Source organism: Nonomuraea fastidiosa (assembly GCF_042751225.1).
Taxonomy (GTDB): domain Bacteria; phylum Actinomycetota; class Actinomycetes; order Streptosporangiales; family Streptosporangiaceae; genus Nonomuraea; species Nonomuraea fastidiosa.
Map to the genome: position 1 here is coordinate 1,819,253 of NZ_CP170570.1, position 23,176 is coordinate 1,842,428.

Consider the following 23,176-nt stretch of genomic DNA (forward strand, 5'->3'; position numbering starts at 1 on the left):
GCCTTGACCCCTTTCCCCCTAAACCACCGATCCGGCGAGCACGATCTGTAGGAAACCCACAAAAGTGAACGGCTGGAAACACCTCCGGAGCGCGGCCGGCTGTAGATCTCAGATCCGGCCGCGGTCGATCACGCGGGCCAGCGCCTCCACCGCATGGGCATCGTACGCGCTGCCGGCCGACAACCGGATGCGCTCCAGCGCCGCCCCGCTCCTGTCGCGGTCGGTCGAGGGCCCCACCAGGTCGTCGTAGGCGTTGGCGACCTTGATGATGCGGCTCGACAGCGGCGGATCGTCGGCGATCATGTCGCACTGCCTGCGCACCACCTCGGCCACCCGGTCGAGCACGCCCGTCTGCTTGATGACCTCGGCGCCCAGCTCGGCGATGCGGCGCGCCTGGTCGGGCTCTGTCAGCACGGTCGCCCCGCCCGGGATGGGGTCGCGCAGCGAGAGCTGGCCGATGTCGTGCATGAGCGCGGCGTACTCCAGCTCCAGCAGCTCGGGCTCGGCCATGCCCAGCTCCCTGCCGATGGCCACGGCCAGGCGGCTGACCCGGCGCGAGTGCCCCGGCTCGACGTAGCCGCCGACCTCGGTGACCCGCGACAGGGCGCGCACGGTCTGCAGGTAGGTGGCGCGGATGCCGGCGTACTTGCGGAAGGCCACCTGCGTGACCAGCAGCGGCGCGGCGAACACCAGCAGCGCCACCAGGTCCATGCTGTGCGTGGCCAGCGCCAGCAGCACGCCCGACGACCCCACGGCGGCCCCCAGCGGGAACGCCATGTTGAGCTCGTCGCGCACCGCCACCCGGAACGCGGTGCGCACCTGCTCGGCCCGCAGCAGCGCGGCGATCAGCACGTCCACCAGCAGCGTGATCGTGATCAACGTCACCATCACCGCCAGCGCCGGCCACCAGGTGCTCGTGGGCGGCGTGGTCAGCTCGTACAGGGGGTCGGCCAGCGGGCGGAAGGCGAAGGCCAGCAGCGCGCCGGTGAGCAGCCGCCTGGCCATCGCGTCGAGGCGCGGCGGGCGGCCCACCGCCAGGTGCGGCAGCGCCCCCGCCAGCATGCCGACCGCGATCACCGCCACGACCTGCAACGCCGAGTGGCGCAGCGGGTTCTGGCTGAGGTCGAGCAGCAGCGTGTAGCCCAGCGCGGCGGCGGCCCCGATGGGCGCGACCTCCCTGTTGCCCGGCATGGTCAGCCTGGCCAGCTCGCCGACCGCGATCAGCGCGCCGAACCCGACCGCGATCTCCGGCCGGTCGAGCCCCTCGGCCGCCGTGTACGCCACACCGGTCAGCGCCACCAGCCCGGCCGCGCAGATGAGCAGCAGCTGCCCCGAGTCGAGCCTGCGCAGGACCGTGTGCAGCGACCGGTCCCGTCTCCTCACACGCTCAGTGGTGATCATGGCCCGGTCACGACCTGGATGGGCATCGTCGGGTCGTCGTGGTCCTTGATCTGCGTCTCGGCGACCTCGGGCGGCGGCGGATCGACACGGCGCGGCGGCTGCCACGGCTCGCGTTCGAGCGCGCGGATGAACGCCGCCACCATGACCGGGTCGAAGTGCGTGCCCGCGCTCTTGCGCAGCTCGTCGATGGCCACCGGCACCGGCCGCGCGCCCCGGTAGGAACGGTCCGACGTCATCGAGTCGAACGCGTCGGCCACCGCGATGACCTTGGCGAACTCGGGGATCTCGTCGCCCGCCAGCCCCATCGGGTATCCGGTGCCGTCGTGCCGCTCGTGGTGGTGCATGATCCCGGCGTACGCCTCGTCGAGGAAGCCGATGCCGCGCACGATCTCCAGCCCGCGCATCGGGTGAAGCTGGATCGCGGCGAACTCCTCCTCCGTCAGCGGCCCCTCCTTCTGCAGCACCTTGGTGGGCACGCCGAGCTTGCCCACGTCGTGCAGCATGCCCGCGTAGCGGATGGCGCGCACCCGCTGGGGGCCCATGCCGATCTCCTGCGCGATCATGGACGACGCGTGTGAGACGCGCGTGCAGTGACCGCGCGTGTAGTAGTCCTTCGTCTCCACGGCCTGACAGAGCGCGGCGATCGTCGCGTCGTACGAGCGCTGCTGCGCGTGATACTGCCCGAACGCCCAGCGCGCCACGAACAGCGGCACCAGCACCAGCACCGCGGAGATCGACGCCACCGTGGCCCACAGCCCCGCCACCAGCAGCCCGAACGTGCCGTAGCCCAGATACGACAGCAGGAACTGGGCCATGCCGCGCATCGGCATCTCGGTGGCCCGCACGTGCGTGGCCAGCCCGATCATGGTGAGCGTGAGCGCGATGTTGAGCGGCACGAACACGGCCGTGGCCGCGGCGTACGGGCCGATGAGGTCGTCGAACGCGTTGACGTCGGGCACGCCGACCCGGCCGTCCAACGCCTCGTAGACCCGCCCGGCGGTGTAACCGCAGATGGCGAATTGAGCGCCGTTGAACAGCCGTTTGACCAGCGGCAGTCCGGGCCTGACGCTGACCATCGCGGTCAGCCCGACCAGCGCGGCGCCCTCGGGGCCGATCAGCACCACCGCCGCGAGCGAGGCGGAGAAGCTGACGGACACCGCGGTCTGCTCCACGTTGAGCAGCGTCGGCATCGACTCGCACACCAGGAACAGCAGGGCGAGGACCAGGAGAATGTCCAGGTCCTCGGTGACCACGGGCGCGCCGGAGACGATCACGCCGCGGACGATGAGAGCGGCCGCCGCTCCGATCACGGCGACCAGATAGACCCTTGCGGGCCACGGCAGATCACGCATGGCGGCCCCCCATAGCCATCAGGTCCAGGTCACTCCGGGAGGCAGGATGCCGCCGGACATCAACGCGACCGCGGGAGCGATCAGCACGAGGGTGGTGAGCAGCCGGGCGACCGTAACCTTCGACATCCACATGCCTCCACGTCGACTTGTGGGTCTCACGCTACAGAAGACAGGGTGGCCGCAAGGGGAGAGTCGGAAATCGCAAGCAAAGCGTAATCAAGTCACTACTTGCCGCGACGCGCGGCGGCCCATTCGACCGTCTTCTTCAGCCCGGTCGCGAGGTCGGTGCGGGGCTGCCAGCCGAGGCCCTCGTGGGCGGGCACCGGGTCGACGGCCATCGCGGGCAGGTCGCCCGGCCGCGGCGGCGCGAAGCCCGGCTTGTCCTGCGCGCCGGCCGCGTCGGCGATGAGGCTGTGCAGGCGCCGGTCGGTGGTCTGGATGCCGGTGCCGAGGTTGAAGCGGCGGCCGTTGCCCTCGGGGCCGCAGGCGCGGACGAAACCGTCGACCACGTCGTCGACGTAGACGTAGTCGCGGGTCTGGCTGCCGTCGCCGTAGACGACCGTGGGCGTGCCGTTGAGCAGCGCGTCGGTGAAGATCGAGACCACGCCGGCCTCGCCGTCGGGTGCCTGGCGGGGGCCGTAGACGTTGGACAGCACCAGCGTGGTGTATTCGAGGCCGTACAGGGCCTTGAACGTGGCGAGGTAGATCTCGCCGCTCAGCTTGGACGCCGCGTACGGCGAGCGCGGGTCGGTGGCCGCGTCACCGGGCACCGGGATCGTGGCCGGCCGCCCGTAGACGGCGACCGACGAGGCGAAGACCACCTTGCGGGTGCGGCCCTCGTGGGCGGCGGCCAGCACCGCGGCCGTGCCCTCGACGTTGAGCCTGGCGTCGTAGGCCGGGTCGGCCACGCTCTTGCGCACGCTGATCTGCGCCGCGAGGTGGCAGACCACCTCCGGCTGCAGCTCGGTCATCAGGTCGACGAGCGCGCGGTCGCGGATGTCCATCTCGTGCAGCCGGAAGCGGTCGCTGGTGGCCGCCTCGGCGAGATTGTCGCGACTGCCGGACGACAGGTCGTCGACGACGTCGACTTCATGGCCGTCGGCCAACAGGCGATCGACGAGATTCGATCCGATGAACCCGGCACCACCGGTGACCAACACGCGCATGAAGTGAATCTTAGTCGGCGAGCTCCGCCCTCACTTGCGCGATGCGATCGAGCACCTTGGACCGCAGGTCGGCCGGAACCGGGTCACAACCACAGTGTTTGTGGACCAGCTCCTTGACCGCTTTGTCCAGGTCGTACTCCTTGAGGCAGGGACCGCACTCGTCGAGATGCACCTTGATCTGCGCGACGTCGCTCTCGGTCAGCTCGCCGTCGAGGTACTCGTAGACCTTGTCGAGCACTTCACGACAGTCGGTGTCGTGCGGGTTGCCACAGCTCATTTCGATCCCTCCGCCGGGACCAGGCCGCGCTCGCGGGCGTAGTCCTCAAGGAGGCCCCGCAGCTGCCTGCGTCCCCTGTGCAGCCTCGACATCACGGTGCCGATCGGCGTGCCCATGATGTCGGCGATCTCCTTGTAGGGGAAGCCTTCGACGTCGGCCAGGTAGACCGCGATCCTGAACTCCTCGGGCAAAGACGCCAACGCCTTCTTGATGTCGCCGTCGGGCAGGTGCTCGAGCGCCTCGACCTCGGCGGACTTCAGACCGCTCGAGGTGTGGGACTCGGCCCGCGCGAGCTGCCAGTCCTCGATCTCCTCGGTGCCCGACTGCTTCGGCTCGCGCTGCTTCTTGCGATAGCTGTTGATGAAGGTGTTGGTGAGGATCCGGTAAAGCCACGCCTTCAGGTTGGTGCCCTGCTGGAACTGGTGGAAGGACGCGAACGCCTTGGCGAACGTCTCCTGCAGCAGGTCCTCCGCGTCCGCGGGGTTCCGGGTCATCCGGAGCGCCGCGGAGTAGAGCTGCTCGAGATAAGGCATGACGTCGCGCTCGAAGCGCTCGCTTCGTTGCTCCAGCGTCTCCGCGCCTGTCGCGGGCACCGGACCCACCCCCCTAAGATCACCGGTGGCCGGCTGTGGCGGTACACCGTACTCAGGGGAGGATACCCGCTGGCTCGCGACCGATGGGTCAGCGGGTCGGGGTTCAGCCAATGTGAGCATGCTCGTCGCAACACACCCGAGCCCTTGTCTGTTCCCGCAAGATAGAAGGTACGAAGGACCCGGTGCGGGGAACGTCATACGTACCGGCTGGTAGCCCTTTTTCCGGAACCCAGGAGTCGCGTGTGCTGCCCATTCCGGCCGAGGAACTGAACGGCTCAGGGACGCTCGGGCCGTACTGGACCTTCTACCGCGCCGTCGCCGCCGAACAACTCAACCGATGGCTTCCCGCCGAACCCTCCGTCATCCTCGACCTTTCCGGCGGCCGCGGGCGATGGTCGGGCCAGGCCGCCAGAGCCGGGCACCGGGTGATCGAGGTGCTCGACTTCCGCCGCACCGCCGACAGTCAGTCCCGGCTGCGCGACGCCGACCGCGTACGCCACGTGCGCGCCGACGACCTGGCGTTCCTGCCCGACGAGAGCGTGGACGCGGTGCTCGCCGAAGAGCGCGTGATGTCCATCGAGCTCATGGCCGAGTCCGCCATGAACGACGTGGCCAGGGTGCTGCGGCCCGGCGGGCGCGCTCTGGTGTGCGTCGACTCCCTGGTGCTCGGCATGGCCATCCTGGCCGAGCAGGAGCAGTGGCAGCACCTCCGGCAGACCGGCGAGGTCATGCTGGTGCCGTGGCCCGACGGCAGCATCACGCGCTGCTTCAGCAGCACGCAGCTGCGCGAGCTGCTCCAGGGCGCCGGCCTCGAGATCGAGTGGATGCGGCCCCGTACGGTGCTGTCGCCGTCCACGGTCGACCACGTGCTCGGCTCGGACGCGCGAGCGCTCAACTACCTGGTGCGCACCGAGCTCGAAGCCCATCCCGATGACGACGACACGGTCGGCATCCACCTGGTGGCCAGCGCCCGCAAGAAGTGAGGCCAGGGCCGCGCCCTCCACTCCCTCCTGTACGACCGGATCGGATCAGCGGCGGCGTTCGCGTTTGCCCTGGCAGGGCACGCATCGCGCCGCCTCGGGCCGGGCTTCGAGCCTGCCTTCCGGCACCGGCTTGGCGCAGTCGACGCACCGGCCGTACGCGCCCTCGTCGATGCGTTTGAGCGCCTCGACGATGGCCTGCCGCTGGCTCGTGGCAACGGTCAGCATGGCCTGGGCCCGGTCGGCGTCGGTCAGGTCGGAGCCGGCGTCGGCCGCAGAGCGGTCGCGCACGCCGACCGGCTCGCCGCGCAGGACCCCGATCGAACGGTCGAGGTCGGCGAGCATTTCTTCCAGCCGCTCACGAGCGGTCGTGACATCCACGAATCCGCACCTCCGGGTAAAGGGGTACGCCGCGGCCAGGACCCCCCGGATGTCCCGCCCGGTGTGATCAAGGGGGCAAGGTTCAGCGGTGACACCGTGTGAACGGTTGCATCGCTTTCCTCACCGGATGCCCACTTACCGGGCTTCTTACACCTTTAAAGAGCGCGGTCTCCTCCTCGTCGGGGAGGGGTTTGATGAGGTCCGGTCCGTTGTTGCGGACGTTGTTGACGTCCGTGGACACCGGGTACGCGGTGAGCCGTCCCGGCTCGGCGGGCACCAGCAGCCGCCCCGCCTGCTCGGTGTCGGTCAGCTTGGGATCGAGCCACTCCGCCCAGTGATCCTTGTCGATCATCATGGGCATCCTGTCGTGGATGCGGCCGAGCTGGTCCTCGGCGTTCGTGGTGATGACGGTGCAGGTCACCAGCCACTTGAGCGGGTCGTCATCGTCCCTGGACGGGTCCTTCCAGAACTCGTACAGACCGGCCATGGCCAGCACCCCGCCATCGGCCGGATGGATGAAGTACGGCTGTTTCTTCTTTTCGCCCTCGACCGGCATCCACTCGAAGTAGCCGTCGGCCGGCAGCAGGCACCTGCGCTTGGCGAACGCCTGCCGGAACGACGGCTTCTCCGCCAGAGTCTCGGCCCTGGCGTTGATCAGCCGGGAGCCGATCGACGGGTCCTTGGCCCACGCCGGCACCAGGCCCCACTTGACGACCCTCAGCTGCCGCACCGCCCGCTCGGCATCCTTGGGCACGCGGCTCAGCACTGCGTAGACGTTCTTGGTCGGCGCGACGTTGTAGTCGGGCCCGAGCTCCTTGTCGGGCTCCGGGTCCTGCTCGACCTGGAACTCCTCCAGCAACTCGTGCTTCTTGCGCGCCGAGGCGTATCTACCGCACATGACCCCACACTGCCACGTCAGGCTTTCGCGCGCATGTTCGCCTCACGGTGCCGGCCGGTTGCAGCCGCCCATGCGGTCCAACCGCTGGGGCGGCGCCTACCGGCACGTACCGGGTCGGGCGGCGCACGGCCTCGCCGTCACACTCCCCACCAGCGCGTGCCCACCGTTCACCCGCCCCACTGTCACGGTGCCTCACCTTCACCTGCCGACCCGCACACGCCCACGCGCGGGGACGCCCCCGCCCTCACACGCCCCGCTCTCACACACCGACCCGCACACGATCGTCTGCGGCGACCACCGACGGAGCATGTGACGGTCGTCCACAGGGAGCGACGACAACAGCCCCGTCATCCACAGCCTGCGGCCTCCGGCCACCCACGGCCAGTACTCTTTGACCATGCCCGCTCAGCACTGGCCCGCCCCGACGGCGACAGATCCCGTCGTCGCCACCGTCCCGCTGCCCGGCTCCAAGTCGGTGACCAACCGCGCGCTCCTGCTGGCCGCGCTCGCCGACGGTCCAGGCGTCGTACGCCAGGCCCTGCGCAGCCGCGACGCCGACCTCATGGTCGCGGCGCTGCGCGCGCTCGGCACCACGTTCGAGGCCACGCGCGAGACTTCGGCGGGCGTCGACTGGGCGGTGACGCCGGGCCCGATCCGCGGCGGCGCCCACATCGACGTCGGCCTGGCCGGCACGGTGATGCGGTTCGTTCCGCCGATGGCGGCGCTGGCCGATGGGCCGGTCTCGTTCGACGGCGATCCCCATGCACGCAAGCGCCCGATGGGCCCCATGCTCGACGCGCTGCGCTCGCTCGGGGCCCGCGTCGACAACGACGCGCTGCCGTTCACGATCAGCGGGCCGACGACGGGCGGCGAGGTGACGCTCGACGCGTCCGGCTCGTCGCAGTTCGTCTCGGGTCTGCTGCTGACGGCCGCGCGTTTTGAGAAGGGCATCACCGTACGCCACGTGGGGCCGCCGGTGCCCTCGCAGCCGCACATCGAGATGACGATCGAGATGCTGCGGGCGGTGGGCGTCTCGGTCGACGCCAGCGAGCGCGACGTGTGGCGGGTGGAGCCAGGGCCGATCACGGCCAGAGACGTGACGGTCGAGCCCGACCTGTCCAACGCGGCCCCGTTCCTCGCGGCGGCCCTGGTGACGGGCGGCACGGTGACGATCCCGGCCTGGCCGGCCCGCACCACCCAGCCGGGCGACGCGCTGCGCGGGCTGCTCACGTCCATGGGCGCCACGGTCACCCGCTCCGGCGACGACCTCGTGGTCACCGGCACCGGGAAGGTCACCGGTCTCGACGCCGACCTCCACGAGGTGGGCGAGCTGACCCCGACCATCGCCGCGCTCGCCGCCCTGGCCACCACGCCGAGCCGCATCAGGGGCGTGAGCCACCTGCGCGGCCACGAGACCGACCGCCTGGCCGCGCTCGTCACCGAGATCAACCGCCTGGGCGGCGACGCCGAGGAGACCGACGACGGCCTGATCATCCGGCCCCGCCCGCTCCACGGCGGCGTCTTCCACAGCTACGACGACCACCGCATGGCCACGGCCGGCGCCGTGATCGGCCTCGCGGTGCCGGATGTCGAGGTGGAGAACATCGCGACGACCGCCAAGACCTTGCCGGAGTTCGTCCAGATGTGGACCACGATGCTGGCCTCCCAGTGACCACCGCCACGTGGACGTCGATGCCGGACCCGCGATGAGCCTGCCCATGCGGACACCGGATGTAGGGCCCGCAGTGAGCCTGGCCCTGCGGACCGCACACACTGGATCCGCGAGGATCTCCGCTCAGCCCCACGCGCACCACGCCCCGGCGGCCTCGGCCTCCGGGGCCCGGCTGCGGGCGCCGTCCGCTCACCAGAGCGGCGTCACGCGCCTCACCTGCGCGAACGGCTACTTTTCCGGCACCGCTGGTTTCACCGTGGAAGCCCCGGGCACGTCGGTGAAGGCCACCACGTGAGAGCACGTCGCCCGGATGACGACCATGAGACCCACCAGCACGACACCGCCGCCCGAGCGACCCCGGGTGAAGCCGCCCACCCCAGCCCCGAAAGCCACTCGCTCGGGCAGAAGGCGTACTTTCGCCCACCACCCGAGGCCCGACCGCATCCCACGGAGAGCCGGACACCAGCCGCCCACCCGGCTCGCCCCAGCCCGCCGGCTCGCCCCGCCACCCGGTTGGCCCCACCCACCCGACTCACATGACCCGCCGACTCGCACCACCGCACGCCGGCACGTTGGCCACGCACGGATCGGCACGCAGGCCACCCATGGGTTGGCACGCAGGCCAACACGGACCGGCATGCAGGTTTCGCACGGGTCTGCGCGCAGGTCGGCATGGACCGGCGTGCAGATTTCGCACGGGCCGGCATGCAGGCCGCCGCACAAACCGGCACGCAGACCAACGCACACCCGATGCACCGACCGACCACCTGGCCCCTCCCACCTGCAGACCGAGCACACAAGCCGGGGGGCGGGATGCGCTGCCTACGAGCGGACGACGATCGGCAGCGCCAGTCGGCAGCGCCGGTCGGCAGCGCCGGTCGACAGCGCCGGTCGACAGCGGGAGACGAGCGGACAACGGCCGACGCAGGGAGACGAGCGGGCGGCAGCCGACGGATCGACGAGCGTGCGACCGAACGGGCAGGCAGGCAGATTGACGATCGGGTGACGATCGGTCGCGGGATGTCGTAGGACGTTCCGCAACCTGCCTACCATCACCACTACAAACCAAGACAATCTTCACGAAAGGGGAGCGAGCGCATGGGAGCGGACCGCTGAGGAGGCGGGAGTACGACGAGGACGACGTCAGGGTCAGGCCGGGCAAGGGTTCCAGGCCGCGGACCCGAATTCGTCCTGCGCATGAGGACGCTGTGGAAGGGTTTGTGGTGGCCGTGGACCGCGGCCGCTACACCACGCTGGTCGAGGCCGAACGCCCCAAGGGCTCGGCGCAGAAACGCAAGCCGCCCAGCGCCGGCTCGTGGTCGCCATGAAGGCCCGCGAGCTGGGCCGCAAGGGCATCGTCGTGGGCGACAGGGTCGCGCTGGTCGGCGACGTATCCGGCAAGCCCGACACGCTGGCCCGCGTCGTACGCGTGGAGCCGCGCACGTCGATGCTGCGCCGCTCGGCCGACGACGTGGAGGACAGCGACGGCATCGAGCGCCCGGTGGTGGCCAACGCCGACCAGCTCGTGATCGTGACCGCGCTGGCCGACCCGCCGCCGAGACCGCGCATGATCGACCGCATCCTGGTGGCGGCGTTCGACGCGGAGATCGACACCCTGCTCTGCCTCACCAAGTCCGACCTCGCGCCGCCCGACGAGCTGGTGGCCCTGTACGAGCCGCTGGGCGTGCCGTACGTCGTCGTGCACAAGGGCGGCCCGCTCGACGAGCTGCGCGAGCGCCTGGTGGGGCGGATCAGCGTCCTGGTCGGGCATTCGGGAGTGGGCAAGTCCACCCTGGTCAACGCGCTGGTGCCGAACGCCAACCGCGCCGTCTCCCAGGTCAACGCCGTCACCGGCCGCGGCCGTCACACCTCGACCTCGGCCGTCGCGCTGGAGCTGCCGGAGGGCGGCTGGATCATCGACACGCCGGGCGTACGCAGCTTCGGACTGGCCCACGTCTCGACGGAGACGGTGCTGGCGGCCTTCCCTGACCTGGTGGAGGGCACCGTCGACTGCCCGAAGGGCTGCAACCACCTGAGCGAGGGCTGCGCTCTGGACGCCTGGGTAGCGGCGGGCAACGCCGACCCCGCCCGCCTGGAGTCCCTGCGCCGTCTCCTGGCGAGCCGCGAGGGCACCTTGGACGACCCCACGGCCACCCGCAGCGCCTGAACCCTCCGCCCGCTGACACCCCCGACCAGGCAACGTCTCCAGCGACCGGCCACTGCCACAACGCGTGCGAAGCAGTGCAGCACACCGCTGCCACAACGCGTACGAAGCGGTGCTGCACGCCGCTGCTCAGCACCGGCGCACGGCCCCTGGCCCCGGGCGGCTCCACGACCGGCTCCCGGCCGCGCGCCCTACCAGGCGCCGGCGAGCACCCCGGTTCGGCGATGCCACCCCAAGTGCCGAGGCGAGCGGTCGTCATGAGATTCGCCTGGCAGAGGTGGAAGCGTGGCGGCCGGCGGCGCGGTCCGGCCGCCGAGTCCACCCCGAAAGCCACCGAGTCCGCCCCGAAAGCCAGCGAGTCCACCCCCGAGAGCCGGGCAGCGAAAGCGAAGCGAACGGATGCGCCCCAGGCCACCGACCCGCCACGGCGGTGGTCAGGGGCGGTTGGGGCGGAGGGTCCAGGTGACGGTGAGGGTGGAGACGACGACGCCGTCCGCGTTCGTGATCTCCACCTCCACATCGAACTCCGGCCGCTCCCCCGCGTCCAGCCGCGCCAGGACGTCATCCCGCGACGCCGACAGCCGGGCCGAGGCCCGCACCTCGCCGGTGGCGACCTTACGGAACGCGATGGTCGCCGTGGTCGGCAGCGGCACCGCCCGGTCCAGCTGGTCGGCGAAAAGAGACAGCACGGCGGCCCCGGACGCGGACTCGGCGAGCGTGAAGAGCACCCCCGCGTGCGGCCCGCCGACGTGGTTGGCGAGGTCCGCCCGCGGAGGTACGCGGCAGACCGCCCGCCCGTCCTCGGCCGTGTCGAAGACGATGCCCAGGGTCCGGGCGAAAGGGACCGACCGCAGCAGAAGCTCACCGACATCTTGCGACATGCAGGACATGCTACTGATGAGTAACTGAAAAGGCGGTTACCAGAAAAGGGGCGTTGGTAACTGATGTCCGTAAGGCCGACACGGTAGCGTGGGCGACCGTGCAGAGTTATAACGATGATCTGCGCCTCGCGCATGTCATGGCGGACGCCGCCGACGACCTGACCATGCGACGGTTCAAGGCGGTCGACCTCAAGGTCGAGACCAAGCCCGATCTGACGCCGGTCAGCGACGCCGACCGCGCGGTGGAGGAGGCCATCAGGGGTACGCTGCGCCGCGCCAGACCGCGTGACGCGGTGGTCGGCGAGGAGTTCGGCAAGACCGGCTGGGGCGCCCGCTCGTGGATCATCGACCCCATCGACGGCACCAAGAACTACGTTCGCGGCGTGCCCGTCTGGGCGACGCTGATCGCGCTCATGGAGTACGGCAAGGTCGTCGTGGGCCTGGTCTCGGCCCCCGCCCTGGGCCGGCGCTGGTGGGCGGCGGCCGACGGCGGGGCGTGGACGGGCAAGAGCCTGACCAAGGCGACCCGCATGCACGTGTCATCGGTGTCGTCGCTGGAGGACGCCTCGTTCTCGTACTCGAGCTTCGGCGGCTGGGAGAAGGCCGGCAAGCTGGACAACTTCCTCGACCTGAGCCGCGCCTGCTGGCGGACCCGCGCGTACGGGGACTTCTGGTCGCACATGATGGTCGCCGAGGGCTCGGTGGACGTGTCGGCCGAGCCGGAGCTGTCGCCGTGGGACATGGCGGCGCTCACCGTGATCGTGGAGGAGGCCGGCGGCGTCTGGACGGACGTCGCCGGCGTCAAGGGCCTTGAGGGCGGCAGCCTCGTCTGCACGAACGGCCTGCTGCACGACCAGGTCATCGACCGCCTCAACGGCACGACGGTCAGGACCTAGGAACGCCGCACGCCCGCCCTGCCCCGGATCTCCCGGGTCGCGGCGGCCAGCGCGTCCTCGTCGGCGATCGTGACGTTCTCCTCGTACGTCACCCCGCTCGGCGGATCGTCGTGCCCGATCGGATCGGCGTCCCAGAAGTTGCCCCGGTAGGTGACGTTCTCCAGCGGCGGCCCGACGTGCAGCACGGCCGTGTTGTCGGCGCGCATGACCACGTTCTCCTCGACGAGCACCCAGCTCGCGCCGTAGTCGGTGTAGAGCCCGAAGTTGTACGGCGTGCGCGTGTCCTTGATGACGTTGCCCCGCACCACGGCCCCGGTCTCGGCCGAGTCGCCCTGCGGCCCGGAGAGGTAGACGCCGCCTCCGTCGGCCAGCACCTGCATGGTGCCGGCGGTCAGGTTGCGCAGGATCCGAGTGCCCTCGCCAGGCCCGGCCACGATGCCGCAGTGGGGCACGTCGGTGACCTCGTTGTGGGCGACGACGCAGCCTCGGGTGCCGGTGACGGCGATGCCGGGCGACCCGCTGAACTCCAGCCCGATCCCGCGCACCCGGTTGTCCTCGATCACGCCGCCCCGGGTGCCGTTCATGGTGACGCCGCCGCCGGACAGCGTGTCGAACTCGCACCCGGATACGGTGACGCCCTCGCCCCCGCTGACGCCGAGTCCGGTGGCGCCCAGCCGGGTGAACCGGCACCCCTCGACCTCGGCCCCACCCGCGTCCACGAACTCCACACACGCCGGAATCGTGACGGAACTCAAGGGATACATCACATATGCGCCCTCCCCCAGCTCCGCCCGCTCGACCGGCCCGCCCTCGTAGAACCCGCTGCCGTGATAGTGCACGAACCCCTCGGGCCGCCCGGGACGCGTCCACGTGGCCTCGGCGAACACCAGCCCCCTGAACGCCACGTCCCGCGCCCCCGCCACCCGCACCAGCGTCTCCAGGACCGGCGCGACGACCCGCGCGGACCCCGGCTCCTCCCCCGGCAGCGGCAGGTACATCAGCACGTGCCGGCCCGGCCGCGACCGGTCGAGCACGAACGTGCCGGGCTCGCGCAGGAAGCTCGGGTCGTTCTCGACGGAGGTGGGCAGCCCGGGTCCGATCGAGGTGTGGCCCTCGTAGACGGACCGGTACAGCTCGTACGCCCACCCGAACCCCGGCTGCGCCATGGTGATCACGGTGGAGTCGCCCTCGCGCGCGATCCGGGCCACCTGGAGGCGGGCCTCGGTCCACGGGTAGACGCCCCGGTGCACGAACTCGACGTTCTGCCAGGTCAGCGGCTCGGGGCTGTCGGTGACGTAACCGGTCTCGGTCGCGGTGACCGTGCCAGGCAGCCCCGGTACGGCGGCACGGGACGCGCGGCGGCCGTTTACGTAGAGCTGGCGGATGTCGAGGCCGCCGACGTCGGCCAGCCACACCCCGTCGCGCACGCGCCAGCCGGCGATCTCCCGCCCGCCGCTGATGACGGCCTCCTCCTGCCCGGACGTGCCGTGGCCGGCCGCCTGGTAAACCGTCCCCGAGTCGGCCTCGCCCAGTTCGAACGGCCGATTCAGTACGTGGACACCGCCCCCGAGATGCACGACCGCTTTCCCACCCGCCTCGCGGGCCGCCGCCCGGGCGCGTTCGAGCGTCGCGAACGGCCGGTCCTCGGTGCCCGGCGCGGAGTCGTCACCGGACGGCGACACATAGATCTGGATCATGACAAACCGCCTCTGCCTCGTTTATGCCGTACACAGATTTGTACACCATAAACTAGACCCATGGACGACGGCGTCGAATTGTTGTGGCGGGAGCGCGGCGAGGAGAGCGCGCCGCGCGCCGGGCTGACCCTTGACCGGATCGTGCGCGCGGGCATCGAGCTGGCCGACGCCGAGGGTCTTGAGGGCCTGTCGATGCGCAAGGTGGCCGACCGGCTCGGCTTCACCACGATGTCGCTCTACCGCCACGTACCGGGCCGCGACCAGCTCGTCGCCCTCATGCGCGACGCCGTGATGGGCGAGCACGCACCGGAGGACCCGAGCGACCGTACGGACGAGCCACGAAGCGACCACCAGGACGCCGGCCCACAGGAAGACGGAAGCGACCAGAAGGGCGCGGACTGGCGCCCCCGACTCGAAGCCCTGGCCAGGCAGGGCTGGCGCCTCCGCCGCCGCCACCCATGGCTGGCCGAGGTGCGGGGCTCACGCAACATCCCCGGCCCGAACGCGGTCGCGACCTTCGAACGCATGCTGAGCACCCTCATCGGCACCCCGCTGCGCCCCCACGAGGTGATCGCCGCCGTCAACCTGATCGGCCGCTTCGTGGACGCCGAGGCCCTGAGCCTGGTCGAGACCCTGCGCGAGGAGCGCCGCAGCGGCGTCTCCGAGGAGGAGTGGTGGGGCGCCCGCGACTCCCTGTACGAACGCCTGACCGCCTACCCCACGATCACCCGCCTGTGGGAGTCCGGCGGCTGGGACGACCCCGAGGACTCCTTCGAGTTCGGCCTGCGCCGCATCCTCGACGGCATCGAGGCCCTCATTCGGGAACGTGACGAAACCCGTGACGATTCATGTCGCGAATGCGGCAAACCGCTGGAGCCGGCCGCCACAGGCCGCCCCCGCGTCTACTGCTCGCGCGCCTGCCAGCAACGCGCGTACCGCACAAGAAAGAAGCCGTGACGGGCACAGAGGCCGCTCAGAGCGCCAGCACCCGCCGCACGGCGGCCATCAAAGCGTCCCGATATCCCCCGCCGTACAACACCACGTGCACGAGCAGCGGATGGAGCTGATGCAGCGGCACCCGCTCCCGCCACCCGTCGGCAAGCGGCCACTCCTCCTGGTACGCCCCCAGCACCCGATCGAGATACGGCAGCCCGAACAGATCGAGCATCGCAAGGTCCGTCTCCCGATGCCCGCCATGGGCCGCCGGATCGATCAGCACGCCCTGCCCGCCGGACCACAGCACGTTCCCGCTCCACAGATCCCCGTGGATCCGCGCGGGCGGCTCGGCGGGCCCCGCCACCTCGGGCAGCCGCTCCACCGCCCGCTCGACCAGCGCGACGTCTGAGGCGGGCAGCCGCGCCTGCCGCAGGAACGGCAGCACCCGCCGCTCGCCGTAGAAGGCCGGCCAGTCGGGGGCGGCCGCGTTGTCCATCGGCAGCTCGGCGATGAACCCGGGCCACGGCGCGCCGAACTTCTGCGCCCCCGCGCGGTGCATCCTCGCCAGCGTCCGCCCGAACCGCTCGGCGGCCTCGGGGGTGGGCCGCTCCTCGCGTACCCAGGCCAGCACCAGCCGGTCCGGCTCCGCCTCGATGACCTCGGGCACCGCGGCGACCTCGCCGAGCCAGCGCAGCCCGGCGGCCTCCGACAGCAGCACCTCGGAGGCGGGACCGCTCTTGACGAACACCGCCCGCCCGTCGTCCAGCACGCCCCGCCGCAGCCGCCTGCCGTGCGAGGTGCCCAGCTCCTCAGTGAATCTCATCGGCGATGTGCTTGGCGACGCCCTCGGCGGCCGACTCGACCAGGTCGAGGACCTCTTCGAACCCTTCGCGGCCCCCGTAGTACGGATCCGGCACCTCGGCCCCCTCCGGCGCGGCCGGATCGAACGACCGGAACAACCGCACCTCGACCCCTTCGGGGGCGATCCGCTGCAGGTTGGACAGGTTGTCCCGGTCCATGGCGAGCACGAGGTCGTACCGGTCGAACCAGTCCCTGGTGAACTGCCTGGCCCGGTGCGAGGAGCCGTCGTAGCCGCGCAGGGAGAGGGTCTCCAGCGCCCGCTCGTCCATCGGGTCGCCCACGTGCCATCCTCCGGTGCCGGCGCTCTCGACGACGACCTGGCCGTCGAGACCCCGGTCGGCGAGCACCTTCCGCAGCACGACCTCGGCCATCGGCGACCGGCAGATGTTCCCCATGCACACCACGCATACGCGATACGTCATGCCTCCATTGTGGCCAGCCGGGCAAGTGCTCCGACCTGCGCCGTTCACGTACGGACCGCGCCGGATGAACCGGCCGCAGCGGGGCCGGTGCAGCACACCGACCCACAGCGTTCACTGTCCGTTCATCCGCTCTCGGGGGCCGAGTCACTTTCGCCGCCTAGCTTCATGCCCGACTAAGGACCAAGTGGGAGGAACCCAACCGTGAAGTATGCAGGCCGGCTCGCCGCCGTCGCCGTCGCCGGCGCGCTCTCGCTCGCTGCGTGCGGCACAGACAACAACAACCCCTCGGGCAGCACGACCTCCGCAAGCGCCGCCGCGCCCGCGGCGGACAACGGTCTGAGCGGCTCCGTCAACGCCGCGGGCTCCTCGGCCCAGGCCAACGCGATCACCGAGTGGACGAAGAACTTCACGGCAGCGAACCCGGGGGTGACCCTGAACTACCAGCCCAGCGGCTCCGGCGCGGGCGTGCAGGCGTTCATCCAGGGCACGGTCGCCTTCGCCGGCTCCGACTCGGCGCTGAAGGACGACGAGCCGGCCCAGGCCGACGCCCGGTGCAAGACCGGCAAGGCCATCAACATCCCGATGGTCACCGGCCCGATCGCGGTTGTCTACAACCTCCCCGGCGTCGACGGCCTGCAGCTGTCGCCGAAGACGCTCGTCGGCATCTTCAACAGCAAGATCACCAAGTGGGACGACCCGGCCATCAAGGCCGAGAACCCGGACGCCCAGCTCCCGTCCACGCCCATCCAGGCGGTCCACCGCTCGGACGAGTCGGGCACCAGCGACAACTTCACCAAGTTCCTCAAGGCCACCGGTGACTGGCCGTACGAGCCGGCCAAGGCGTGGCCCGCCGAGGCGGGCGGCCAGGGCGCCAAGGGCTCCGACCAGATCGCCGCCAGCGTGAAGGACTCCGAGGGCGCGATCAGCTACGTCGAGCTCTCGTACGCCGAGAACTCCTCGCTGCAGAAAGCCAAGATCGCGAACGGCTCCGGCGAGTTCGTCGAGCTGACCCCGGAGAGCGCGGCCAAGACGGTCGAGACCGCCGAGATCAAGGGCACCGGCAACGACCTCGCGCTGTCCATCGACTACGCCACCAAGACCCCGGGCGCCTACCCGATCGTCCTGGTGACGTACGAGATCACCTGCGAGAAGGGCCTGCCCGCCGACCAGCAGAAGATCGTCAAGAGCTTCCTGACCTACACCGCCAGCGACGAGGGCCAGGCGGTGCTGAAGGAGCTGGGTTACGCCCCGCTCTCGGGCGACCTGCTCACCAAGGTCAGGACCGCCGTCGAGGCCATCTCCTGAGCGGCTCATGACGACGGACGTACGTACCCGTGAAGGCGGACCGGACACCAGCCGGTCCGCCTCGCGGCGCAGCATCGGTGAAGGTCCCTTCCGGTTCGTCTCCACGGCGGCGGGCGTCATCCTGCTGGCGATCATGGCGGCCATCGCCGTGTTCCTCATCAGCGAGGCGATCCCGGCGCTGCAGGCGAACAAGGCGAACTTCCTCACGGAGCTGACCTGGGACCCCAACGGGCAGCAGGTCTTCGGCATCGCCGCGCTGGCCTTCGGCACCCTGCTCAGCTCCGCGCTCGCGCTGGTCATCGCCACCCCGATCGCGGTCGGCGTGGCGCTGTTCATCTCGCACTACGCGCCCCGCAAGCTCGCCGCCCCGCTCGGCTACCTCATCGACCTGCTCGCCGCGGTGCCCAGCGTCGTCTACGGCCTGTGGGGCCTGGCGTTCCTGGTGCCGTTCATGCGGACGCCGTCGCAGTGGCTGAACGAGCACGTCGGCTGGTTCCCGCTGTTCGCCGGCGAGGGCGTGATCGGCGGCAAGACCATGCTCGCCGGCGGCATCGTGCTGGCCATCATGATCCTGCCGATCATCGCGGCCATCTCACGCGAGGTGTTCCTCCAGGCGCCCAAGATGAACGAGGAGGCGGCGCTCGCGCTCGGCGCGACCCGCTGGGAGATGATCAGGATGGCCGTGCTGCCGTTCGGCCGTCCAGGTGTCATCAGCGCCGCCATGCTCGGCCTCGGCCGCGCCATGGGCGAGACCATCGCGGTCGCGCTGATCTTCCCGGCCACCTTCGACATCACCTTCGAGATCCTCACCCCGCACGCCAACAGCATCGCCGCCAACATCGCCAACGGCTTCGGCGAGGCCACCGACATCGGCCGGGGCGCGCTGATCGCCTCCGGTCTGGTGCTGTTCCTCATCACGCTGCTGGTCAACATGGTCGCGCGACTGATCATCAACCGCCGCAAAGAGTACGCGAGGGCCGGCGCATGACCTCGATTCAACGCATCTCCACCGGCCGCCGCATCAAGGACCGGGTCGTTCAGGGCCTGGTCTATGTGGCGTTCGTGCTGGCCGTGGTGCCGCTGGTCTCGGTGCTGTGGCTGGTGGTCTCCAACGGCCTGGCCCGCTTCGACATGGAGTTCCTCACCCACTCCATGAACGGCATCGGCGCCAGGGACGCGGGCGGCGGCGCGTACCACGCCATCGTCGGCACCCTCGAACAGGTCCTGCTGGCCTCCGTCATCTCGGTGCCGATCGGCCTGTTCACCGCCATCTACCTCGTCGAGTACGGCGCGGGCGGCCGCCTGGCCCGGGCCATCAGCTTCTTCGTCGACGTCATGACCGGCATCCCGTCGGTCGTCGCCGGGCTGTTCATCCTCGCGTTCTGGATCCTCTTCCTCGGCTTCCCCTACTCCGGCTGGGCGGGCGCGCTCGCCCTGTCCATCCTGATGATGCCGACGGTCGTCAGGTCCGCCGAGGAGATGCTGCGGCTGGTGCCGAACGACCTGCGCGAGGCGTCGTACGCGCTGGGCGTGCCCAAGTGGCGCACCATCGTCAAGGTCGTGCTGCCGACCGCGTTCACCGGCATCGTCACCGGCGTCATGCTGGCCGTGGCCCGCGTCGCCGGCGAGACGGCTCCGCTGCTGATGACGGTGTTCTTCACCAACTCCATCAACCACGACCCGTTCAACGGACCGCAGATGGGCCTCCCCCTCTTCGTGTTCGACCAGGCGGCCCGTCCGAACGACACCGCCATCGACCGGGCGTGGACCGGAGCCCTCACGCTGATCCTGATCGTCATGCTGCTGAACCTGGTGGCGCGCCTGATCGCCTGGTGGCGTGCGCCCGCCAAGGGCCGATAGGGGGTAATAACCACAATGTCCAAGCAGATCCAGGTTTCGGGCCTCGACGCGTACTACGGGTCGCACAAGGCGATCGAGGACGTGTCGATGACCATCGAGCCGCGGTCGATCACCGCGTTCATCGGCCCGTCCGGCTGCGGCAAGTCGACGTTCCTGCGCACGCTCAACCGCATGCACGAGGTCATCCCCGGCGCACGCGTGGAGGGCAAGGTGCTGCTCGACGGCGAGGACCTGTACGCCCCGGACGTCGAGCCCGTCTCCGTGCGCCGCATGATCGGCATGGTCTTCCAGCGTCCGAACCCGTTCCCCACGATGTCGATCTACGAGAACGTCGCCGCCGGGCTCCGGCTCAACAGCGGCCGCATCAGCAAGTCCGAGATGGACGACATCGTCGAGGACTCGCTCAAGGGCGCCAACCTGTGGAACGAGGTCAAGGACCGCCTCAACAAGCCCGGCGCCGGCCTGTCCGGCGGCCAGCAGCAGCGCCTGTGCATCGCCCGCGCGATCGCCGTACGGCCCGAGGTCCTGCTGATGGACGAGCCCTGCTCCGCCCTCGATCCGATCTCCACGCTGGCCATCGAGGACCTCATGGCCAAGCTGAAGGACCAGTACACGATCGTCATCGTGACCCACAACATGCAGCAGGCCGCCCGGGTCAGCGACCGCACCGCCTTTTTCAACCTCGCCGAACAGGGCAAGCCCGGCAGGGTCATCGAGATGGACGAGACGTCGCGCATGTTCACCAACCCCTCACAGAAGGCCACCGAGGACTACATCACGGGGCGCTTCGGCTGATGACCCACCAGCAGGCGGCGCCCACGATGAACGGGGACACCAGGGCCAAGCCCGTACTGCTCATCGCCGACCCCGACGGCTCCGTGGTGGACGACGTCGCCACCGCCCTCGAACGCGAGGGCGTGGCCGTCACCGGGGCGCCCGACGGCGCCCAAGGGCTGCTACAGGCCGGAGCGCTCCAGCCGGACGTGGTGCTCGTCGCGGCCACGCTGCCGGTCATCGACCCGGTCGAGTTCGTCCGCGCGGTACGGCTCGCGCGCTCGGTGCCCGTCCTGCTCGGCGTCGGTGAGGGGCACGCCGAGCAGGCCGTACGCGCGCTCGCGGCCGGCGCCGCCGCCTGCGTGGCCCGGCCCTACCGGGTGCCGGAACTGCTGCCGTTCATCCAGGCCAGCTCCCCCGAGCCGCGCAAGGTCCTCACCGTCGGCGGCGTCGAGCTGGACGTCCACGCCTACCAGGTACGCGTCGGCGGCCGCGCCGTCCACCTGCCGCTGCGCGAGTTCGAGCTGCTGCAGTACCTCATGCGCAACGCCGACCGCACGGTCACCCGCGAGCAGATCATGCGCCACGTCTGGCACGCCGCCGCCAACACCTCGACGAACACCATCGCGGTGCACGTCAAACGACTGCGGGCGCGCCTGGGCGACGAGGACGACCAGCTCATCCAGACCGTACGCGGCGTGGGCTACCGGCTGGTCACCCCGGGCAACTCCGAAAAGCCCGCATGACGCGCTCGGCCACGCCTTCGACGGTGGCGATGCCGTACTCCACCTGAGGGCTGCCCTCGCTCAGCACGGCCACGGCGAAGTCCCGCCCGTCACCTCTGACGAGGCCCACGCTGGCCGTGGCCCAGCGCCCGTTCGACACCCGGCGCAGCCAGCCGTTCTTCAGCGCCACCCGTTCACCGCGGCAGGCGGCGGCACTGATGCCCCAGTCCTGCCCGTCCACGACCGCGCCCATGAGCCTGCGCACCTGAGCGCGGTCCTGCCGCCTGAGCGGGCTCTTCTTCGCGACGAGGGCCGCCATGAGCCGTACCTGGTCGTCGACGGACGTCTGCGTGATCCCCCAGCAGTACAGGTCCACGCACCTGCCCGCCACTCCCCGGGTATGCCGCAGCCCGAACCTCCGCCCCGCCGCGTCGAACCCTCTCACCCCACCGATCCGCTCCCACAGCCGATCGGCCGCGTGGTTGTCGCTGTAGCGGATCATCCGATCGGCATCCCGCCGCACCGCCGCCGGCAGCTTCTTCCACGGCGTGCGCAACAGTAAGGCCATGAGAATCTGCACCTTGGCCACGCTGGCCGTGATCATCCGCTCCTCGGCGTGATAGGCGTAGGTTCGCCCGGACCCCAGCTCCTTCACCATCACCGCCACCCGCCCGGTCCGCCCCGCGAGATACCGATCCAGCCGCCGCGAGATCTCCTTGCCCGGCACCTCTCCCCTCGCCACGACCCGCTGCTGCTCCACCAGCAGTCGTCCGTCTTCCGGCCTCCGTAAGACCCCCACCCGGCCGTGAGCAGCGGCACCCGCACGGTCAGCGACGCAACACGGCCCACCCGCGCACGTCCTTCAGGCGCCCGAGCCACCGCCTTGACATCCCCAGCGACGACCAGCGGCGAAATCAACGCGAGCAACCCCACGAACAGCCACGCCACCCTGCCCCAGGCCCCGACCATTCGAGCATTATCACGACATCCCCGACACCCCCGCCACCCCGCCGAAGCCCCACTCCCGCCCCCGAAACCCAGCCCTCACCCGAAGACCGCCCCCGACAACTTCTCCCACCCAGCCACCCCAGGCCCTCAAACACGCGACCCGCAACACCAGCCCACCCGTCCACCCCCAGCCCTCACACCCCGGCAAGCGCCCTCGCCCAAGTCCGGCACCAAAACCCACCACCCCGAACAGTCCATCCTGCAAGGCACACCCGAACACCACCGGCAGCAACGAACCCCCGACCCACCCGCGCTGACAAATGCACCCTGGAGCGCGCGAACAGGCCCAAGCAAGGCCGGCAACAGCCGAAAACCCACCCCACAGAAAACCCGACCGCACCCACACACTCTCAACGCACGAAACCCCACACACCCGCCACGAAAAGCCCCTCCAGGGAAAAGAACCCAGCCACTCAAAAAAGGGAGGGGCCACGACGCCCTAAAACGTCACATCCCCTCCCCCACACGAAGAAAGGGAGACACCCAAGGCACCAGAACCCCTCCCCACACCGAAGAAGAGCCCTGACACCACAACCGCTAGCACCCCCCACACACCAAAAGAACCCCGACACCAAGAACACCGGCCCCGCACGCAAAAAGGGGGAGGCGCCCCGACACCCCAGACGCCGGAACCCCACCCCCACACACGCACACACAAAACACACACACAAAGAGAGAGGGGCCCCAACACCCAAAACAAGTGTCAGAACCCCACCCCCAACACACACAAAAAAGAGGAGCCTTGGTATCCGAAACCAGATACCAAGACCCCTCTCATCAAAGATTGTCCGGCGGTGACCTACTCTCCCACACCCTCCCGAGTGCAGTACCATCGGCGCTGAGAAGCTTAACTTCCGGGTTCGGAATGTAACCGGGTGTTTCCTTCCCGCCATAACCGCCGTAACCCCACGAAACAGCACACCATTT

At 70.1% G+C, this 23,176-nt stretch carries 21 protein-coding genes, 1 rRNA gene and 1 pseudogene; 10 read left to right on the forward strand and 13 right to left on the reverse strand.

What is annotated here, in order from left to right; translation table 11 throughout:
• Positions 1-108 precede the first annotated feature (108 nt).
• The 5 genes from ACFMQL_RS08185 to ACFMQL_RS08205 all read right to left on the reverse strand — a co-directional run bounded on the left by ACFMQL_RS08185 (position 109) and on the right by ACFMQL_RS08205 (position 4,798).
• A complete protein-coding gene (locus tag ACFMQL_RS08185; protein WP_364059467.1) occupies positions 109-1,401 on the reverse strand; it encodes an HD domain-containing phosphohydrolase in 1,293 nt (430 codons plus the stop codon).
• Positions 1,398-2,753: an HD-GYP domain-containing protein gene (locus ACFMQL_RS08190; RefSeq protein ID WP_364059470.1), complete on the reverse strand. Its 1,356-nt coding sequence runs from the start codon at positions 2,751-2,753 to the stop codon at positions 1,398-1,400. The genes ACFMQL_RS08185 and ACFMQL_RS08190 overlap by 4 nt, the downstream gene beginning before the upstream one ends.
• 224 nt (positions 2,754-2,977) lie before the next feature.
• On the reverse strand, positions 2,978-3,919 hold the full coding sequence (locus tag ACFMQL_RS08195; protein ID WP_364059473.1) for an NAD-dependent epimerase/dehydratase family protein: 942 nt from the start codon (positions 3,917-3,919) through the stop codon (positions 2,978-2,980).
• Between the two features lie 10 nt (positions 3,920-3,929).
• Positions 3,930-4,196, reverse strand: a complete 267-nt coding sequence (gene rsrA, locus ACFMQL_RS08200) for a mycothiol system anti-sigma-R factor (RefSeq protein WP_364059476.1) — start codon at positions 4,194-4,196, stop codon at positions 3,930-3,932.
• On the reverse strand, positions 4,193-4,798 hold the full coding sequence (locus ACFMQL_RS08205) for a sigma-70 family RNA polymerase sigma factor (protein WP_364059479.1): 606 nt from the start codon (positions 4,796-4,798) through the stop codon (positions 4,193-4,195). The genes rsrA and ACFMQL_RS08205 overlap by 4 nt, the downstream gene beginning before the upstream one ends.
• Before the next feature lie 233 nt (positions 4,799-5,031).
• Here ACFMQL_RS08205 and ACFMQL_RS08210 point away from each other — a divergent pair, with 233 nt between their 5' ends.
• Positions 5,032-5,772, forward strand: a complete 741-nt coding sequence (locus ACFMQL_RS08210; protein ID WP_364059483.1) for a methyltransferase domain-containing protein — start codon at positions 5,032-5,034, stop codon at positions 5,770-5,772.
• 45 nt (positions 5,773-5,817) lie between these two features.
• On the opposite strand, the gene ACFMQL_RS08215 is transcribed toward ACFMQL_RS08210, so the two are convergent.
• Entirely contained in the window at positions 5,818-6,150 is a 333-nt protein-coding gene (locus tag ACFMQL_RS08215; RefSeq protein ID WP_364059486.1) for a TraR/DksA C4-type zinc finger protein, read from the reverse strand.
• Between the two features lie 82 nt (positions 6,151-6,232).
• Positions 6,233-7,048 carry an SOS response-associated peptidase gene (locus tag ACFMQL_RS08220; RefSeq protein WP_378785117.1) on the reverse strand — a complete coding sequence of 272 codons (816 nt, stop codon included), beginning with the start codon at positions 7,046-7,048 and terminating at the stop codon, positions 6,233-6,235.
• A gap of 397 nt (positions 7,049-7,445) precedes the next feature.
• Here ACFMQL_RS08220 and aroA point away from each other — a divergent pair, with 397 nt between their 5' ends.
• Positions 7,446-8,720, forward strand: coding sequence for a 3-phosphoshikimate 1-carboxyvinyltransferase (gene aroA / locus ACFMQL_RS08225; protein ID WP_364059492.1), 1,275 nt, complete (start codon positions 7,446-7,448; stop codon positions 8,718-8,720).
• A gap of 1,073 nt (positions 8,721-9,793) precedes the next feature.
• Positions 9,794-10,887, forward strand: a pseudogene (gene rsgA, locus ACFMQL_RS08230) (ribosome small subunit-dependent GTPase A).
• A gap of 431 nt (positions 10,888-11,318) precedes the next feature.
• On the opposite strand, the gene ACFMQL_RS08235 reads toward rsgA, so the two are convergent.
• Positions 11,319-11,765, reverse strand: coding sequence for a DUF4442 domain-containing protein (locus tag ACFMQL_RS08235; RefSeq protein WP_364059495.1), 447 nt, complete (start codon positions 11,763-11,765; stop codon positions 11,319-11,321).
• A gap of 98 nt (positions 11,766-11,863) precedes the next feature.
• On the opposite strand from ACFMQL_RS08235, the gene hisN reads away from it, so the two are divergent.
• On the forward strand, positions 11,864-12,661 hold the full coding sequence (gene hisN, locus ACFMQL_RS08240) for a histidinol-phosphatase (protein WP_378785119.1): 798 nt from the start codon (positions 11,864-11,866) through the stop codon (positions 12,659-12,661).
• Here hisN and ACFMQL_RS08245 read toward each other — a convergent pair.
• The gene (locus ACFMQL_RS08245; protein ID WP_378785121.1) at positions 12,658-14,358 is read right to left on the reverse strand and encodes a right-handed parallel beta-helix repeat-containing protein; all 1,701 of its coding nucleotides are present in this window, start codon (positions 14,356-14,358) and stop codon (positions 12,658-12,660) included. The two genes, hisN and ACFMQL_RS08245, sit on opposite strands and share 4 nt — an antisense overlap.
• A 60-nt stretch (positions 14,359-14,418) precedes the next feature.
• On the opposite strand from ACFMQL_RS08245, the gene ACFMQL_RS08250 reads away from it, so the two are divergent.
• Positions 14,419-15,315: a TetR/AcrR family transcriptional regulator gene (locus ACFMQL_RS08250; protein ID WP_378785123.1), complete on the forward strand. Its 897-nt coding sequence runs from the start codon at positions 14,419-14,421 to the stop codon at positions 15,313-15,315.
• A gap of 16 nt (positions 15,316-15,331) precedes the next feature.
• Here the strand turns inward: ACFMQL_RS08250 and ACFMQL_RS08255 are convergent, their stop codons facing one another.
• Both ACFMQL_RS08255 and ACFMQL_RS08260 read right to left on the reverse strand, forming a co-directional pair.
• Positions 15,332-16,117 (reverse strand): fructosamine kinase family protein, encoded by a 786-nt coding sequence (locus tag ACFMQL_RS08255; protein WP_364059507.1) that lies wholly within the window; start codon positions 16,115-16,117, stop codon positions 15,332-15,334.
• A complete protein-coding gene (locus ACFMQL_RS08260) occupies positions 16,104-16,577 on the reverse strand; it encodes a low molecular weight protein-tyrosine-phosphatase (RefSeq protein ID WP_364059510.1) in 474 nt (157 codons plus the stop codon). The genes ACFMQL_RS08255 and ACFMQL_RS08260 overlap by 14 nt, the downstream gene beginning before the upstream one ends.
• A gap of 201 nt (positions 16,578-16,778) precedes the next feature.
• Between ACFMQL_RS08260 and pstS the strand changes: the two genes are divergently transcribed.
• Genes pstS through ACFMQL_RS08285 form a run of 5 tightly spaced genes read left to right on the forward strand, consistent with a single transcriptional unit; the run spans position 16,779 to position 21,262 of the window.
• Positions 16,779-17,882, forward strand: coding sequence for a phosphate ABC transporter substrate-binding protein PstS (gene pstS / locus ACFMQL_RS08265; protein WP_378785125.1), 1,104 nt, complete (start codon positions 16,779-16,781; stop codon positions 17,880-17,882).
• A gap of 7 nt (positions 17,883-17,889) precedes the next feature.
• Positions 17,890-18,870: a phosphate ABC transporter permease subunit PstC gene (pstC, locus tag ACFMQL_RS08270; RefSeq protein ID WP_378785127.1), complete on the forward strand. Its 981-nt coding sequence runs from the start codon at positions 17,890-17,892 to the stop codon at positions 18,868-18,870.
• Positions 18,867-19,742 carry a phosphate ABC transporter permease PstA gene (gene pstA, locus ACFMQL_RS08275; protein WP_378785129.1) on the forward strand — a complete coding sequence of 292 codons (876 nt, stop codon included), beginning with the start codon at positions 18,867-18,869 and terminating at the stop codon, positions 19,740-19,742. The genes pstC and pstA overlap by 4 nt, the downstream gene beginning before the upstream one ends.
• Before the next feature lie 15 nt (positions 19,743-19,757).
• Complete coding sequence (pstB, locus tag ACFMQL_RS08280; RefSeq protein WP_378785131.1) at positions 19,758-20,537, forward strand: phosphate ABC transporter ATP-binding protein PstB; 780 nt, start codon at positions 19,758-19,760, stop codon at positions 20,535-20,537.
• Positions 20,537-21,262: a winged-helix domain-containing protein gene (locus ACFMQL_RS08285; RefSeq protein WP_378785133.1), complete on the forward strand. Its 726-nt coding sequence runs from the start codon at positions 20,537-20,539 to the stop codon at positions 21,260-21,262. The genes pstB and ACFMQL_RS08285 overlap by 1 nt, the downstream gene beginning before the upstream one ends.
• Here ACFMQL_RS08285 and ACFMQL_RS08290 read toward each other — a convergent pair.
• Both ACFMQL_RS08290 and rrf read right to left on the reverse strand, forming a co-directional pair.
• Entirely contained in the window at positions 21,231-22,001 is a 771-nt protein-coding gene (locus ACFMQL_RS08290) for a serine hydrolase (RefSeq protein WP_378785134.1), read from the reverse strand. The two genes, ACFMQL_RS08285 and ACFMQL_RS08290, sit on opposite strands and share 32 nt — an antisense overlap.
• Before the next feature lie 1,034 nt (positions 22,002-23,035).
• Positions 23,036-23,152, reverse strand: a 5S ribosomal RNA gene (gene rrf / locus ACFMQL_RS08295).
• Positions 23,153-23,176 lie beyond the last annotated feature (24 nt).

Bases quoted from the DNA above. Each gene is read 5' to 3' on its own strand.
- ACFMQL_RS08185 (WP_364059467.1), bottom strand. From the start codon at position 1,401: ATGATCACCACTGAGCGTGTGAGGAGACGGGACCGGTCGCTGCACACG.
- ACFMQL_RS08190 (WP_364059470.1), bottom strand. From the start codon at position 2,753: ATGCGTGATCTGCCGTGGCCCGCAAGGGTCTATCTGGTCGCCGTGATC.
- ACFMQL_RS08195 (WP_364059473.1), bottom strand. From the start codon at position 3,919: ATGCGCGTGTTGGTCACCGGTGGTGCCGGGTTCATCGGATCGAATCTC.
- rsrA (WP_364059476.1), bottom strand. From the start codon at position 4,196: ATGAGCTGTGGCAACCCGCACGACACCGACTGTCGTGAAGTGCTCGAC.
- ACFMQL_RS08220 (WP_378785117.1), bottom strand. From the start codon at position 7,048: ATGTGCGGTAGATACGCCTCGGCGCGCAAGAAGCACGAGTTGCTGGAG.
- aroA (WP_364059492.1), top strand. From the start codon at position 7,446: ATGCCCGCTCAGCACTGGCCCGCCCCGACGGCGACAGATCCCGTCGTC.
- ACFMQL_RS08235 (WP_364059495.1), bottom strand. From the start codon at position 11,765: ATGTCGCAAGATGTCGGTGAGCTTCTGCTGCGGTCGGTCCCTTTCGCC.
- ACFMQL_RS08245 (WP_378785121.1), bottom strand. From the start codon at position 14,358: ATGATCCAGATCTATGTGTCGCCGTCCGGTGACGACTCCGCGCCGGGC.
- ACFMQL_RS08250 (WP_378785123.1), top strand. From the start codon at position 14,419: ATGGACGACGGCGTCGAATTGTTGTGGCGGGAGCGCGGCGAGGAGAGC.
- ACFMQL_RS08255 (WP_364059507.1), bottom strand. From the start codon at position 16,117: ATGAGATTCACTGAGGAGCTGGGCACCTCGCACGGCAGGCGGCTGCGG.
- ACFMQL_RS08260 (WP_364059510.1), bottom strand. From the start codon at position 16,577: ATGACGTATCGCGTATGCGTGGTGTGCATGGGGAACATCTGCCGGTCG.
- pstC (WP_378785127.1), top strand. From the start codon at position 17,890: ATGACGACGGACGTACGTACCCGTGAAGGCGGACCGGACACCAGCCGG.
- pstA (WP_378785129.1), top strand. From the start codon at position 18,867: ATGACCTCGATTCAACGCATCTCCACCGGCCGCCGCATCAAGGACCGG.
- pstB (WP_378785131.1), top strand. From the start codon at position 19,758: ATGTCCAAGCAGATCCAGGTTTCGGGCCTCGACGCGTACTACGGGTCG.
- ACFMQL_RS08285 (WP_378785133.1), top strand. From the start codon at position 20,537: ATGACCCACCAGCAGGCGGCGCCCACGATGAACGGGGACACCAGGGCC.